The organism is Bradyrhizobium sp. HKCCYLS3077 (assembly GCF_051167555.1).
Classification (GTDB): Bacteria; Pseudomonadota; Alphaproteobacteria; order Rhizobiales; family Xanthobacteraceae; genus Bradyrhizobium.
This window is the reverse complement of sequence record NZ_JBNPTH010000005.1, coordinates 95,373-110,415: the sequence shown is the minus strand read 5'-3', so window position 1 is coordinate 110,415 and position 15,043 is coordinate 95,373. Positions and strand designations below refer to the sequence as shown.

Below are 15,043 nucleotides of genomic sequence, written 5' to 3'. Positions count from 1 at the left end.
TTCGATCGCGGCTTCGTGAGAGTCAATCCGGAGTCTGACGTGGTCGCGCCACATCTTGGCGCGCCGCCCTACTCCGCCGCCTGCTCCAGCGGCGCTGTGCGCGGCAGAATGAGCTGAATGCGCGTCCCCGCGCCCGGCTCGGAATCGAGATCGAGCCGGCCGCCGAGCCGGTTGGTGACGATGTTGTAGACAATGTGCAAGCCGAGACCCGTGCCGCCCTGATCGCGGCGGGTGGTAAAGAACGGATCGAAGGCGCGCCGCCGCACGTCGAGCGACATGCCGCAGCCATTGTCGGAAAAGATGATCTCGACATTGTCGCGCCCGGACTCGCGGGCCTGAATCTCGATCACGCCGGGCCTGCCGTCGGGAAATGCATGCGCGACGGCATTGAGGAACAGATTGGTCAGAACCTGGCCATAAGGCCCGGGATAGCTGTTCATCACGAGACCGGGCTGGCAGTCGACATTGACCGTCAGGTTCTGTCTGCGCACGCCCGGGCGCAGACTCATCACGACCTGCTCGGTAAGGTCGGCCAGATCGAAGCTGCGCTGGTCGGAGTAGTTGCGGTCCGCCGCCACCTGCTTGAACGACTGGATCAGCTCCGCCGCGCGGTTGAGATTGGCGACCAGCTGAGCCGCCGCATTGCGGCTTGTCTCGATGAACTCATTCAGGCTGGAGCGCCGGAGATCGCCGCGCGTCACCGCCTCGCTGAAGCGTTCGGTCTTGCGCTCGAGCGCGGATGCCACCGTCAGACTGATGCCGACGGGATTGTTGACCTCGTGTGCGACGCCCGCGACCATGCGTCCGAGCGCCGCGAGCTTCTCGGCCTCGATCAGCGAGGCCTGCGTTTCGCGCAGGTTGCGAAGCGCGGTCTCGGCGGCCTCCTTGGCCTTGCGCATCTCCTGTTCGCTCTTTTTGCGCTCGCCGATGTCGAGCGCCACGGTCACGATCTTGTCGACCTCACCATCGGAATCCAGCAACGGCAGCTTGTTGACCAGCCATTGCCGCATCACGTTGCAGGAATCGAGGTATTCCTCCTCATAGAAGCCAAGGCCGTCCTTGGTCGCGAGCACGCGCTTGTCGTTGGAGTCGGTCTTGCTCGCGCCGTAGCGCGACATCAGCTCGCCCGTCGTGCGGCCCAGCGCATCCTCGGGCTCGACGTTGAAGATGCCGGCCATGTAACGGTTCATCAGGACATAGCGCAGCTCGCGATCCTTGACGTTGATGACCGCCGGCACGGTGTCGATGACCTGCTGCAGCAAGCGCCGTCCTTCGGCGATCGCATCTTCGGCCCGCTTCTGGTCGGTAATGTCGCGGACCACGCCCTCGTAGCGTACGACCTCTCCGTTCTCGTCGCGGACCACGGTGGCGCTGTCGGAGAGCCAGCGGATCTCGCCGTTGCGCCGACGCACCTGGTACTCGAACTCGCGCACCATGCCGTCGCGTCGCATCAGCCGCTGGTAGCGCTCGCGCGCCAGGGGATGGACGTAGATCGTATCGGCGATGTCGTTGACGCTCTGGATCAGCTCGCCCGGCGATTCATAGCCCATGATGCGTGCGAGGGCCGGATTGGCGTTGAGCACGAGCCCACTCGGCGTCGTGACGTAGATGCCGTCGATCGAGGCCTCGAACAGTTTGCGGTAGCTCTCCTCGGCCAGCCGCTGTTCGGCCAGCGCGCGAACCGCGGCCTCACGCGCGGCATCGGCGTCCTGCAGCGTCTGACGGAAAACCTCGGCCGCCCGCGCGATGTCGCCGATCTCGTTCTGAACATCGGTCTGCGGGATCGACGCCGCCTTCTCGCCGGCGGCGAGAGCCCGGATCGAGCGCGCGATCGAGGCGAGCGGCTTCACGGTCCGGCGCACCACGAACGAGGCGGCAAAGATTCCGATCAGAACTCCCGCCGTTCCGAAGATGATGCTCTGCCACTTGGTTTCCGCGAGCGTCCGGGCGAAATCGCGCGACAGCACCTTGCCCTGGCTGTCGCTCAGGGTCCGCAACAGCTCGGTAACGCGGCCGATGAGCCGGCCCTCGATGCCCAGCACCTCCTTGTCGAGCCGCGCGATCTCGTCCTCGGTGCCGGCAATGGCGATGATCGCCTCGGCATAGCGGTCGGCAGCCGCGCGCAGCGTGCTGTCCTCGATCGGCAACGCGCGCATGCTGCGGGCCGCCTGCTCGGCGCCGGCCGGATCGCGCGCCAGCAAGGCCGCGCCGATCTGGTTCTGAACCTGGAACAGCGCTCGCGCGGTGCTGCGCTCGGTGACACCAGCGATGGCTTCCTCGAAACCCGCGCGCGCCGCCGGAAGCCCCGTCAGCAATTCTGCGCGCTGCGCGATCAGGGCGCTGATGCGATCGATGCCCTCACGGTAGTTGGCAAGCCGCTGGGCGACGCCGTCGATGGTCGCCTGCTGCTCCGGCGCCAGTTGCAGGCGGGTCTTCTTCAGGAGCGCGCTGAGCTCGGTCGCAGCCTCCATGACGCGGTCCGAGCGCGAGCCGGGATCGGTGACGAAATCACGCGCCGCGAGCCGCAGCTCGTTCATGCGCTGGTCGATCTCCTCGGCGAGATCGCCAACACCCTGCAGGCGCTGCAGCTCGGCAAAGGTGGAGTCGATGTGCCGGATGGCGATGACGCTCGCCATGCTGGTGGCGGTGATGACGGCGAGCAGCAGCAAAAAGCTGCCAAAGATCATCCGTCCGATCGTGAGGGATCGGAGTCGGTCGCAAGCCAGGCCGAAATCAGCGCGTTTACTCATGGGATCCGATGGTCGGAACCGCACTATACACCAGCCGTCAAACGGCTGCCTGAACAAATAAGGAACAACGGCTTTCGGCGCATCCCCTCGGAGACGAAAAATGACGTGTGCGGTTAACCGGCCGCACCGAACTCGAACACCTCCCCGTCATAACCGGCCTCGCGCGGGATGCGCAGCTGGCGGCCACCGTCGGCCGTCTTGGTCATGACCGGCATCACGGTCACGATGGCCATGTCCCGGGCGGTCGCCAGCGCGTCGGCCACGGTGGCCTGTTTGCCAAGCCGGATCAGGTTGCGGGTGGTCGGGAACGGCAGCTTGAAGCGGCCGTCGTCGCCGCCAGCCAGCGCTTCGCGCGGCGACAGCCAGATGGAATCGGTGGACTCCCGCCCGTCATGGGCGCCGAGCTGTGCCGGCGGCGCGGCCGCCAGGAAGAACCAGGTGTCGAACCGCTTGGGCATGCCCTCAGGCGTGATCCAGTGCGCGTAGGGCACGAGGGCATCGAGCGCCAGCACCAGGCCATGGGCCTCGATGACGTCGCGGAAGCTGATCTTGCTCTCGCACAAAGCGAGACGATGCTCGGCCTCGATGGCCCGGGCGGCTTCCGCTTCGATCAGCGCCTGCGCGCCTTTGCGGCGCGCCAGCAGGATGCCGCTCTCCTCGAAGGTCTCGCGGACGCCGGCAATGCGGAAGCCGAGCGCCTCCGCATCGAGGCCGTGATCGCCGGCATAGAGCTCGGGGTTGCCGGCGATCTCGCGATCGCCGTTGTCGACGCTGCCGCCTGGAAACACCAAGGCCCCCGAATTGAACTCGATCTGATGGTGACGCACCATCATGAAGAGTTCGATCTCCCGGGCCGCTGCGCTGTCGCGCAGCAGCAGCACGGTCGAGGCGGGACGAACGGCGGCAGCGTCAGCCATGGTTACTCCGCGGCAGTGGCTCGGGGTTGCAAATTGGCACGGGCGTCATAGCGGGCGACGCGCGACAGCAGATAGTCGACCTCGGCCTTGGCTGCGGCGCTGATGGCGGACGCCGGCTTGCGCTGCGCGGCGGACGCAATCGCGCCGCGCTTCTGCAGCACGTATTTGCGCACGGCGAGGCCCGCGCCGGGCTGCTGCTCATAGCGCACCAGCGGCAGATGCGCGTCGAACAGGTCGTGCGCGGCGTCGCGCTTGCCGGCCTGCGACAGCTTGACGACGTCGACCAGCATCTCCGGGAAGGCGTAGCCGGTCATGGCGCCGTCGGCGCCGCGCTCCATCTCGAAATCCAGGAAGAGACCACCGTTGCCGCACAGGATCGACAGCGGCTTGAGCGAGCCGTCCTTCTGGAAGCCGCGCAGCGCCGAGATCTTCTCCAGGCCGGGCCAGTCCTCGTGCTTGAGCATCACGCAGGACGGGCTGTCCATCACGATCTTGCGGATGACGGAGGGCGTGAACTGGACCTGCTGCGTCAGCGGATAGTCCTGCAGCACCCAGGGAATATCCTCGCCGATCGCGTCCTGCGCCTGCTTGAAATAGCCTGATATCTGGTCGTCGGTGCGCAGGCTCGGCGGCGGCGCGATCATCACGCCGGCAGCGCCCGCATCCATCGTGGCGCGGGCCAGCGCGCGCATCGTGGCGAAGCCCGGCGACGACACGCCGACGATGATCTGCATGGTCTTCGCGCGTTTGACGAAGCGGATCGCCACCTCGGCGGACTCGGCCGCGTCGAGCTTCGGCGCCTCGCCCATGATGCCGAGCACGGTGATGCCGTCGCAGCCCGCCTCGGCATAGAAATCGACCAGGCGATCGATCGAGGCCTCGTCGATGCGGCCGTCATCGTGGAACGGCGTCGGCGCGATCGCGAAGGTGCCTTTGGCGGCGGCGGTGAGCTTCATCGTCTGGTCTCCAATCTCTCTGGCGTCGTTCCGCAAGGCGCTGCCCGGCGCAGGGCGCGGAGTCGATCTGGCCGATCATCGTTCTGGATTCCGGAACCTCACTTTCGCCTCGCTCTACAGAGCTTCGGCGGGCCCCCGGAACGGGGCCAGACATACATCAAAACCGCCGCGCGGACTTTCGAATCTCGTCCTCCGAAAAGAATATCTCCCCTGCATGATCCGCGATGTCCTCGGCCTTCCAGGCCGAGGATGGCGGTTTCCAGCCGTCCATTTCCATCATGCGCAACTCGCGCACACCGCGCGGGCCGGAGACGCCGAGGACCTTCCCCGTCTGGTCGCCCGAGAGGGAGCTGACCATGTAGAGCACGGCCGGCGCGATACCTTCGGGTGTCAGCGCCGCGCCCGGGTTCTCCTTGTAGCGCGGCAGGTCGGCGGTCATGCGCGTCAGCGCGCCCGGCGCCAGGGTCCAGACCCGGATGTTGTACTTGCGGCCTTCGATCGCCAGCACGTTCGACAGGCCCCAGATACCGCCCTTCGCGGCGCCGTAGTTGGACTGGCCGAAATTGCCGATCAGGCCCGAGGTCGAGGAGGTGTTGACGATGACGCCGCCGCCATTGTCGCGCATCCAGCGGAACACCGGCAGGGTACAGCAGAAGGTACCCTTGAGGTGGACCTGGATCACCTTGTCCCAGTCGGCCTCGATCGCCTTCGCAAAGGTCTGGTCGCGCAGGATGCCGGCATTGTTGACCAGGATGTCGGCGCGGCCGAAATGCCGGATGGCGTCGTCGAACACCGACTGCCCGCCGGCCATGGTGGAGATGTCGGCAGCATTGGCGACCGCGCGGCCGCCCTCGGCCTTGATTGCGGCGACGACCTGCTCGGCCATCGAGAGGTCGGAGCCGGATCCGTCGCGCGGGCCGCCGAGGTCGTTGACGACGACCGCCGCGCCCTCGCGCGCGAACAGTTTTGCGTAGGCCTCACCGAGCCCGCCACCTGCGCCGGTGATCAGCGCCACCTTGCCGTCGAGCAGTCCCATGGTGTGTCCTCCTGCGCTGTGTTTTTGCTTACTCGTCATGGCCGGGCTTGACCCGGCCATCCATCTTCGGAAGAGGATGGATGCCCGGGTCAAGCCCGGGCATGACGACAACTAACAGGCGTGACTCAAACACATATCTATCAACCCAGCACCGTCTTGCCGTTCTTGATGACGGTAACGTTGCGGTCCTTCACCCGCGCTTCGAATGAGACCACATCGCCGTCCTTCCACAGATCGACCGTCACGGTCTCGCCCGGAAACACCGGCGAGGAGAACCGTGCGGCATGCTGCTTGAACGCCGACGCGTCGTAGTCCGCATAGGTCTGCAGCACGGCGCGGCAGGTCAGGCCGTAGGTGCACATGCCGTGCAGGATGGGCCGCGGGAAGCCGGCGCGGCGGGCGAATTCGGGATCGGAGTGCAGCGGATTGCGGTCGCCGCACAGGCGATAGATCAGCGCCTGGTCTGGCCGCGTCGCAATATCGACGCTGCGGTCTGGCGCACGTGACGGCACTGGATGCGGCTCGGGGATGCCGCCGGAGGGGCCACCGAAGCCGCCGTCGCCGCGGGCGAAGCGGGAGGCGACGAGGGTTGCCAGCGCGGCGCCAGTCTCGTCGCGCAGGATGGTCTGGTGGCGAATGACGGCGCCCTTGTCCTTGCCCTTGTCGGACACGGCGAGGACGGAGGAGTCCGCGGTGATCTTCGCAGCGATCGCCAGCGGCTTGTGGAAGGTGATGTCGCGCTCGCCATCGACCACCAGCACGCGGTTCAGCTTCATGTCGCCGGGACCCGCGCCCCATGCAGCGACGGAGGCGAAAGTCGGCACCACCTTCAGGGGCCGCGGTTCAGCAGTGGCCTCGTTGACGAAAGCGAGCTCACGCTCGTCCATCGGATCGGCGCCCATGCCGATGCCGTAGGCGTACAGCATGACGTCGCGATCCGTGTAGGCATAGGGCTGCCCGATCGCCTTCATCGCCATCAGCTCATCGTAGTTGATCGGCATGTCGCCTCCCCGAATTTTCGTTTCTTCGCATGGTGGGCAAAGCGAAGCGTGCCCACCGCTTTTCTTGCAACGACCACGGTGGGCACGGCGCTCCGCGCCTTTGCCCACCCTCCACACTTGTTATGGGGTGCACAGCTCGCCCTCCATCGTCATTGCGAGCGCAGCGACGCAATCCAGGGCCGCGCAAGACGCCCTGGATTGCTTCGTCGCTTCGCTCCTCGCAATGACGCGTGGATGCATCTGTACCCTCAACTACACCGGCGTGAAGAACGGCAGCGGGGCGCCGTCGGTGGGCTTGAACACCACCTTGACCTTCTGCCCGATCTTCAACGCATCGAAATCACAATCCACGAAATTAGTCTGCAGCGACGGCCCCTCTTTCAAGGTCACATAGCCAATCGCATACGGCCCCGTCGGCGACTTGCGCATGATCGAGAACGTGTAGATCTCGCCCTCGCCCGCGCTCTGCTCCCACACCGTCTGATCCGAAAAGCAGAACGGACAGATCGAGCGCGGGAAGTAGTGCGCCTCGCCACACGACGTGCAGCGCTTGATCAGGAACTTGCCCTCGGCGGCGGCATCCCAGAACGCCTTGGTCTCGGGATTGGTGACGGGGGCGGGCAATTTCTTGGCTTCAGACATCAGACGCGCTCCAGAATGCAGGTCGAGGCGGCGTGGCGCACGCCGAGCAGGCCACCGGTGCCATGGGCGATGGCGAGATCGCAGTTTTGCACCTGCACCTTGGGATGGGCTTCGCCGCGCAACTGGCGCACGGCCTCGATCACCTTGGTCATGCCGCCGCGGTTGACCGGATGATTGCTGCACAGGCCGCCGCCATCGGTGTTGAACGGCAGCTTGCCGACGCCGGAGATGAGATTGCCGTCGGCGACGAACTTGCCGCCCTCCCCCTTCTTGCAGAAGCCGAGATCCTCGAGCTGCATCAGCACGGTGATGGTGAAGCTGTCATAGATCGAGGCGTATTTGATGTCCTTCGGCGTGATGCCCGCCTCCTCGAACGCCCGCGGTCCGGACCACACGCCGGCAGAATAAGTCAGGTCGAGATCCTTGCCGCCGCGCGGCCCCTTCATGGCCTCGCCATGACCGATCAGCCGCACCAGCGGCTTCTTCAGGCTCTTGGCGATCTCCGGCGTGGTTACGATCAGCGCGCCGCCGCCGTCGGTGACGACGCAGCAATCCATGCGATGCAGGGGATCGGAGATCATCGGCGAGTTGATGACGTCCTCGACCGTCACGACCTCCTTCAGCATCGCGTGCGGATTGTATTGCGCATGGTGCGAGGCCGCGACCTTGATCCAGGCGAGCTGCTCGGACGTGGTGCCGTAGTCGTGCATATGGCGCATGGCGCACATGCCGTAGGCGTTGTGCGTCGTGGCGCCGTAGGCGGCCTCGAAATCGGCTTCCGCGCCGGCGGCGCGCGGCGGCATCGGACCGGTGCGCGGCTTGCCGGCGAGCGTGATCAGCGCGATCGAGCATTTGCCCGCGGCGATCGCCTCGGCGGCATGGCCGACATGGATCAGATAGGAGCAGCCGCCGGTCTCGGTGGAATCGATGTGCCGCACCTTCAGCCCGAGATAATCGACCATCGGCCAGGCGCCGCCCGGTGCATCGCCGGCGCAGAAATAGCCGTCAACGTCCTTCGCGCTGAGCCCCGCATCCTCCAGCGCGCCCTTGGCGACCTCGGCATGCAACTGCGCCGTCGATTTGTCCGGTGCGTGCCGGGTCGGATGCTCGTAGATCCCGGCAATGTAGGCCTTGCCCTTGATGGTCAATTCGGTCTCCGCTTGTCGTCGTTTCTTGCCCGATGGTTGGAGATTTTCTGAACCCTCGCAGGAGTCTTGGCAAGCGTCTTGGCAATCGCGGAAAATATTCCGCGCGGTGGAGATGATACGTGGTCCTGCGCTTTACTCCGCTGTCATCGCCCGGCTTGACCGGGCGATCCAGTACGCCGCGGCTCATCGATTCAATCACCGCGGTCTCTGGAATACTGGATCGCCCGGTCAAGCCGGGCGATGACACCGAGTGTTTGGCGACAACCTTCGCATCAAACATACATCCGCGGCCTCGCGACATCTCTGCCCGAGTGATGCTGATCTCTTTCACCCTCATCAGTCGGAGGGCGCAGGGAAGGCCAGGCGTCGGCTGACGCCTGCGGCCCGCCTGCGAGAAAAAATGCAGGCGGCAGGTACCACAGGTGCAGCCGGACAACGCCCGGCCTTCCCTGCGCGATGGTCTTCACGCTTATACGCAGTCTGCCTGGTGCGCCGGGCTTGTTGGCCACCATTGCCCGCGCGGCGCGCGAGCGCCGTCACGAACGTGACACCAGCATCGGGGTGCCAGCACGCTGCGACTTCACGTCCGCGCAAAACCGTTCGTCCGCGTAGCAAGCTACGCTGCGGCTTCCTCGCGGCCATCGCTCCCCGCCTCGCGTGTCGTGACGATCGCGCGCAACGCCCCTCCGAAGTGAGACGGGATAGCGACAATAGAGCATGATTTCTGGTTTTCGTAAAGCAAAATCTGCACGACGGGCATGGTCAAATGCAATTCTCGTTGAGCAGAACCTCAGGCTTGAGCCCAACGCTGAAGGAAAGGACTTTGCCATCCTGCGTCTCGAAGACGATGGCGCGCTTGCCATCGCTTCCCTCTGCGATCATCCAATAATGCGGCGGGGGCTCCGGCTCGGTGACTCCGTGGCGGGCGCGGTCGCGTGCGAATTCCTCGGCCTGCTCCGGACTGATGCCCCGGAAGTCGGGCGACAGCTCCTTCTTGACTTGCGGATATCCGCGGCGAACGTCCGCCTCCGTCGCGCCCACCCCAATCCCGTTCGCATCGACGACGGCCGGATCCGGCTGCGCATAGTCGCGGAGAAACACGGTCACGACGACGATCCGTCCATTGACGATGACGTAGGACAGCGCTTTGTCTTTCCCGTCCCTACGACCGGTGACGTAGCAATCCCTCGCGAATGGCGGCAAGACCGGCCCCAGCTTTGCCTTCAGCGCGCGCTCGGCCTGTGCGACGGTCATGCCAAGCCGGACCGGGCCAACGCCCTGCATCGAGAACTCATGGGCGCTCGCGGACAGCGACGCCATGAACATCATCACAGCCAAACATCCCATGCGCCGCATCATTGATCCTCGCCCGCTACGAGCCTGAAGCGTCGAATATCACAGAGACACGAGGATGTCGTAGGGGGGCAAAGGCGCGACGCGGAGCGGCGCGACGTGCCCGCCATCGAGCAATGAACACGCCGCCAGACGGTGGGCACGCGCCGCCGGTGGCGGCGCTTTGCCCACTCTACGACACCTCGCGTGTGGCGCCCTACTCGGCCGCCATCTGGCGCGGCGCGGGCGGCGGGTTGGCGAGGTCGGCCGCCAACTGCGCGTAGCGCACCTTGGCATCCTGCACGGCCTTCTCCTTGACCGGGCCGTAGCCACGGATCTTGTCGGGCAGCGACAGGAATTCGGCGGCGATCTCGGCATTGGCCGGCGACAGCAGGCTCAGCACCGTGGCGACGTCCTTCTCGTAGCCGGCGATCAGGTCGCGTTCCATCTTGCGCTCGGCGGAGTAGCCGAAGATGTCGAGCGGCGTGCCGCGCAGGCCCTTCAGCTTCGCCAGCAGACGGAAGGTCTTCATCATGGAGGGGCCGTAGCTCTTCTTCTTTGGGCGGCCCTGCGGGTCCAGACCGCTGTTGAAGATTGGCGGCGCCAGGTTGAAGGAGACCTTGTAGTCGCCCTCGAAGGCATCGTGGAGCTGCTTCTCGAAGGTGCCGTCCGAGAACAGCCGCGCCACTTCGTACTCGTCCTTGTAGGCGAGCAGCTTGGCGTAGTTGATCGCGACAGCGCGCGGCAGCGCCTCGCCATAGCCGCCCTTCTCAGCGGCCTCGCGGACCTGGTCGACCAGCTTGCGGTAGCGCTTGGCGAGCCGTGCGTTCTGATACGCGGTGAGATGCGCCGTGCGGTGGGCGATGATCTCGTCCAAGGTCATCGCATCGAGCGATTTCGGCGGCACCGTCTCGTCCTGGCCGGTCATCATGCCGGCGACACGCTCGGGATTGACGACGATGAGACGGCCGAGCCGGAACGCCTCGGTGTTCATCTTGACGGCGACGCCGTTGATCGCGATCGCCTTTTCGATGGCCTCCGCCGACAGCGGCAGAAGGCCCTTCTGATAGGCATAGCCCATCATCATCATGTTGGTGGCGATGGAGTCGCCGAGCAGCGCCTCGGCCGGCTTGGTGAAGTCGAAGAAGGTCGCGTCCTTGCGCAGCGCGGTCTCCAGCAGGCTCGTCACCTTGCGGTTCTGGAAATTGAAATCGCGGTTGAGCACGAAGTCGGCGGTCGGGATCAGGTGGCTGTTGATCACGCCATGGGTGCGCTCGCTGTCGCACAAGGTGATCGTCTCCTTGGCGCCCGCCACCACCTCGTCGGCGGCGATGACGAGATCGGCGGTGCCGGTGACGATGCGCGAGCAGGTCACATCCGCGGTGTTCTGCGACAGCCGGACATGGCTGAGCACCGCGCCGCCCTTCTGCGCGAGACCGGACATGTCGAGGATCATCGAGGCCTTGCCCTCGATATGCGCGGCCATGCCGAGCAGCGCGCCGATCGTCAGCACGCCGGTGCCGCCGACGCCGCCGACGGCGACATTGTAGGGCCGGTCGAGCGACGGCTTGGTCAAGGGCTCCGGCATCTCGCCGATGTCGCCGAGCTCGGCCGGTGCGCGCGAGCGCGGCTTGCCGCCGTCGATGGTGACGAAGGACGGGCAGAAGCCCTTCACGCAGGAATAGTCCTTGTTGCACGAGGACTGGTTGATGACACGCTTGCGGCCGAGCTCGGTCTCCAAAGGCTCGACGGAGATGCAGTTCGATTGCACCGAGCAGTCGCCGCAGCCCTCGCAGACGGCCGGGTTGATGAAGACGCGGCGCTGCGGATCCTCCATCGTGCCACGCTTGCGGCGGCGGCGCTTCTCGGCGGCGCAGGTCTGCACGAACACGATGGCCGAGGCGCCCTTGGTCTGGCGCAAGGTCTTCATGACGTTCTCGAGCTCGTCGCGATGGGCGAGCTTGACGCCCGGCGCGATGCTGTCGCTCGGATACGAGTCGGGATTTTCGGAGACCAGGTAGATTTCGCGGATGCCCTCGGCGTGGAGCTGGAAGGTGATCTGCTGCGGCGACAGGTCGCCGTCATGGCGCTGGCCGCCGGTCATCGCGACGGCGTCGTTGTAGAGGATCTTGTAGGTGATATTGGCCTTGGAGGCGACCGCCTGGCGGATCGCGAGGCTGCCGGAATGGAAATAGGTGCCGTCGCCGAGATTGGCGAAGATGTGCTCCTCGCCCGTGAACGGTGCGATGCCGACCCACGGCACGCCCTCGCCGCCCATATGCGTGAACGTCTCGGTGTTGCGGTTCATCCACAGCGACATGAAGTGGCAGCCGATGCCGGCCAGCGCGCGGCTGCCCTCGGGCACCTTGGTCGAAGTGTTGTGCGGACAGCCCGAGCAGAAATACGGCGTGCGCGCCACCGGCGAGACCAGCTGCATCTGCGAGGCGTCGCGGCCGTTGAACCAGTCGGCCTTGGCGCGCAGCATCGCCTTGATCTCGGGATTGAGGTCGAGGCGAAGCAGCCGCTCGGTCAGCGAGGTCGCGAGCGAGGCGACCGAGAGCTCGGTCGCGAACGGCAGGAAGCGCTTGTCGTGGTCGTCCATCTTGCCGACGATGCGCGGGCGGACGTCATCGCGCCAGTTGAACAGCTCCTGCTTGACCTGGTTCTCGACGATCTCGCGGCGCTCTTCGATGATGAAGATCTCCTCGAGGCCGACCGCGAACTGGCGCACGCCCTCCGGCTCCAGCGGCCAGGGCATGCCGATCTTGTAGAGGCGCAAGCCGATCTTGGCAGCGACCTCCTCGGTGATCCCCAATTCGCGCAGCGCCTGGCGGATGTCCTCGTAGCTCTTGCCCGACGCCATGATGCCATAGCGGGCGTTCGGGGAATCCATCGTGATGCGGTTGACCTTGTTGGCGCGGGCAAAAGCGATCGCGGCAAAGCCCTTGTAGTCCTGCAGCCGGCGGTCCTGCTCGAAGCGGTCGTCGGGCCAGCGCAGGTTGAGGCCGCCCGGCGGCAGCTCGAAATCCGTGGGGATGACGAACGGCGTCATCTCGTCGTTGAGGTCGATCTCGGCGGTGGTCTCGACGGTTTCAGTGATGACCTTCATGCCGACCCAGCAGCCGGAATAGCGCGACATCGCGATGCCGAGCAGGCCCATCTCGATCATCTCGTGGATCGACGACGGATAGAGATAGGGCATCAGCGCCGACATAAAGGCGTGGTCGGACTGGTGCGGTACGGTGGAGGATTTGGCGCCGTGGTCGTCGCCGGCGAGGCACAGCACGCCGCCGTTCTTGGCGGAGCCCGCCGCATTGCCGTGGCGGAAGACGTCGCCGCAGCGGTCGACGCCGGGGCCCTTGCCGTACCAGATGCCGACCACGCCGTCATACTTGCCGCCGGGCGACAGATGCAGCTGCTGCGAGCCCCACACCGCGGTCGCCGCGAGGTCCTCGTTCACGCCGGGCTGGAACTTGATGTTGTACTGCTCAAGATGTTTGCGCGCGGAGAACAGCTGCTGGTCATAGCCGCCGAGCGGCGAGCCGCGATAGCCGGAGATGAAGCCGGCGGTGTTGAGGCCGGCGGCGCGGTCGCGCCGGATCTGGGCCATCGGCAGCCGCACCAGCGCCTGGATGCCGGTCAGGAAGATGTGGCCGGAGCTTGCGGTGTATTTCTGGTCGAGATTGATCTCGCTCTCGTTGATGCCCATTCCGCCCTCTTGCCGTGCTTTATCGGGGTGCGCCGCTTGCCGCCGTCGGGCGGAAGCGCGCGATCTGCCAATGATTTAAGTCTGCTTTTCAAGAATGCGCATCACAAATCTCGCGGATGCAGGGCAGCCACTCGAAATCGCAATTTCATGGCAGCCGACGGCGTCGGTCTTTGCGGTTTGTGTCGAAAACCGCCGCCCGCGCGAAATGGGATGATGTCCGCCATGGCTTCTCTCCGGCTGGCGGACAGTTACCGAATCGTTGCCGCCGGCGCTGCCCCCGCAAGCTGGCTCATTGTGCATCGCGAAAGATGCGTCAGCTCCGGCCCTCTCCCGTGAACACGAACTGCGGCATGTTCCATTTGTAGCGGATCGCCAATAGCCGGAACGACAGGCCGAAGGCGAAAGTCAGCGCGGTCAGGATGCCGCTGCCGAGACCGAGCAACAGGCCCGTTGCATAGATCAGCCCGGTGAGCAGCGACACGCTGGCATAGAGCTCGGCACGGAACAGCAGCGGCACGTCGTTGCACAGGATGTCACGCAGCACGCCGCCGGCACAGCCAGTGATCATGCCGGCGACGATGACGATGCCGAACGGCACGTTCATCTGCCAGGCGATGGTGCAGCCCGACATCGTGAACACGACGAGCCCGATGGCATCGAGCACGAGGAAGGCCATGGTCAGCCGGTGCACGACGCGCGCCATCGCGATGGTCACGAACGGCGCCAGCAAGGTCAGCAGCAGCAGCGAGGGCTGCGCGACCCAGGCCAGCGGATAATGCCCGAGCAGCACATCGCGCAGGGTCCCGCCGCCGAGCGCCGTGATGGCGCCGAGCAGGCAGACGCCCATCCAGTCCATGCTGCGACGGCCGGCCGCAAGCGCCGCCGTCATCGCCTGCGCCGCAAGCGCGACCCACGACAACAGATGCAACACGCTATCGGCGGGCGGCAGGTTCCACATCGGGAGCTCCAGGGCAAATCAGTCAATCAGAATCGCTCACGCTGACGCGGAACCTTAGCGCGTCGCTGCGCGGCGCAACGCGCGAATTCGCAGGGTTTCGCGGAACAGAGCCGGGGCTGCCCTGGTTGTCGGGGGACAATTGCAAGGAGGACTCCATGGCCAACGAACGACTTCCGAACGAACGTTACCCCGACGGCATGAACCGCCCGGACATGGGCACGCGGCCCGGCGTGACCGGTGCTGACATGACCGGCGCCGGCATGACCGGCACTGAGTACGAGCGCGCCGCGCGGCTGGACAGCCAACTGCAGCCCGATCCCGAACTCACCGAAGGGCGGGCGTCGACGGGCCGCATGGCGGCCTATGCGCTGGGCATCGCGATCCTGCTCGGCGCCGTGTTCTATGGATTGAACAGCGCCTCGATGCGGACCGACCAGGCGAGCACGACCCCTGCCTCGCAGTCGGCGTCGACCAGCAAGGGCAGCACCAACACCTCGCCCGGCGTGACCACCGGTGCCGCGGGTGACCGGACCACGCCGGCAGCGCCGCCGGCTGGCCAGACCAACAACGCCAAATAAGACCAACAACCAATCT

General features: G+C 65.7%; 11 protein-coding genes. 1 reads left to right on the top strand and 10 read right to left on the bottom strand.

Features of this window, described 5'->3' with window-relative positions:
- Positions 1-68 precede the first annotated feature (68 nt).
- From ACQR0Z_RS20950 to ACQR0Z_RS20905, 10 genes are all read right to left on the bottom strand, one after another.
- A complete protein-coding gene (locus ACQR0Z_RS20950) occupies positions 69-2,750 on the bottom strand; it encodes a PAS domain-containing protein (RefSeq protein WP_434878240.1) in 2,682 nt (893 codons plus the stop codon).
- Positions 2,751-2,863: 113 nt separating this feature from the next.
- Positions 2,864-3,667: an NUDIX hydrolase gene (locus ACQR0Z_RS20945; protein WP_434919856.1), complete on the bottom strand. Its 804-nt coding sequence runs from the start codon at positions 3,665-3,667 to the stop codon at positions 2,864-2,866.
- 2 nt (positions 3,668-3,669) lie between these two features.
- Positions 3,670-4,623 carry a dihydrodipicolinate synthase family protein gene (locus ACQR0Z_RS20940; protein ID WP_434919855.1) on the bottom strand — a complete coding sequence of 318 codons (954 nt, stop codon included), beginning with the start codon at positions 4,621-4,623 and terminating at the stop codon, positions 3,670-3,672.
- 157 nt (positions 4,624-4,780) lie between these two features.
- Positions 4,781-5,659: an SDR family oxidoreductase gene (locus ACQR0Z_RS20935; RefSeq protein ID WP_434919854.1), complete on the bottom strand. Its 879-nt coding sequence runs from the start codon at positions 5,657-5,659 to the stop codon at positions 4,781-4,783.
- Between the two features lie 140 nt (positions 5,660-5,799).
- Complete coding sequence (locus ACQR0Z_RS20930; RefSeq protein ID WP_434919853.1) at positions 5,800-6,660, bottom strand: MaoC/PaaZ C-terminal domain-containing protein; 861 nt, start codon at positions 6,658-6,660, stop codon at positions 5,800-5,802.
- Positions 6,661-6,912: 252 nt separating this feature from the next.
- A complete protein-coding gene (locus ACQR0Z_RS20925; RefSeq protein ID WP_434919852.1) occupies positions 6,913-7,302 on the bottom strand; it encodes a Zn-ribbon domain-containing OB-fold protein in 390 nt (129 codons plus the stop codon).
- Complete coding sequence (locus tag ACQR0Z_RS20920) at positions 7,302-8,450, bottom strand: thiolase domain-containing protein (RefSeq protein ID WP_434919851.1); 1,149 nt, start codon at positions 8,448-8,450, stop codon at positions 7,302-7,304. Before ACQR0Z_RS20920 ends, ACQR0Z_RS20925 begins: the two co-directional genes overlap by 1 nt.
- A gap of 762 nt (positions 8,451-9,212) precedes the next feature.
- Positions 9,213-9,770 carry a hypothetical protein gene (locus ACQR0Z_RS20915; protein ID WP_434919850.1) on the bottom strand — a complete coding sequence of 186 codons (558 nt, stop codon included), beginning with the start codon at positions 9,768-9,770 and terminating at the stop codon, positions 9,213-9,215.
- Between the two features lie 229 nt (positions 9,771-9,999).
- Positions 10,000-13,491: an indolepyruvate ferredoxin oxidoreductase family protein gene (locus tag ACQR0Z_RS20910; RefSeq protein WP_434919849.1), complete on the bottom strand. Its 3,492-nt coding sequence runs from the start codon at positions 13,489-13,491 to the stop codon at positions 10,000-10,002.
- 313 nt (positions 13,492-13,804) lie between these two features.
- Positions 13,805-14,449, bottom strand: a complete 645-nt coding sequence (locus tag ACQR0Z_RS20905; protein ID WP_434878139.1) for a trimeric intracellular cation channel family protein — start codon at positions 14,447-14,449, stop codon at positions 13,805-13,807.
- 155 nt (positions 14,450-14,604) lie between these two features.
- On the opposite strand from ACQR0Z_RS20905, the gene ACQR0Z_RS20900 reads away from it, so the two are divergent.
- On the top strand, positions 14,605-15,027 hold the full coding sequence (locus ACQR0Z_RS20900; protein WP_434878138.1) for a hypothetical protein: 423 nt from the start codon (positions 14,605-14,607) through the stop codon (positions 15,025-15,027).
- The last annotated feature ends 16 nt before the right edge of the window (positions 15,028-15,043 follow it).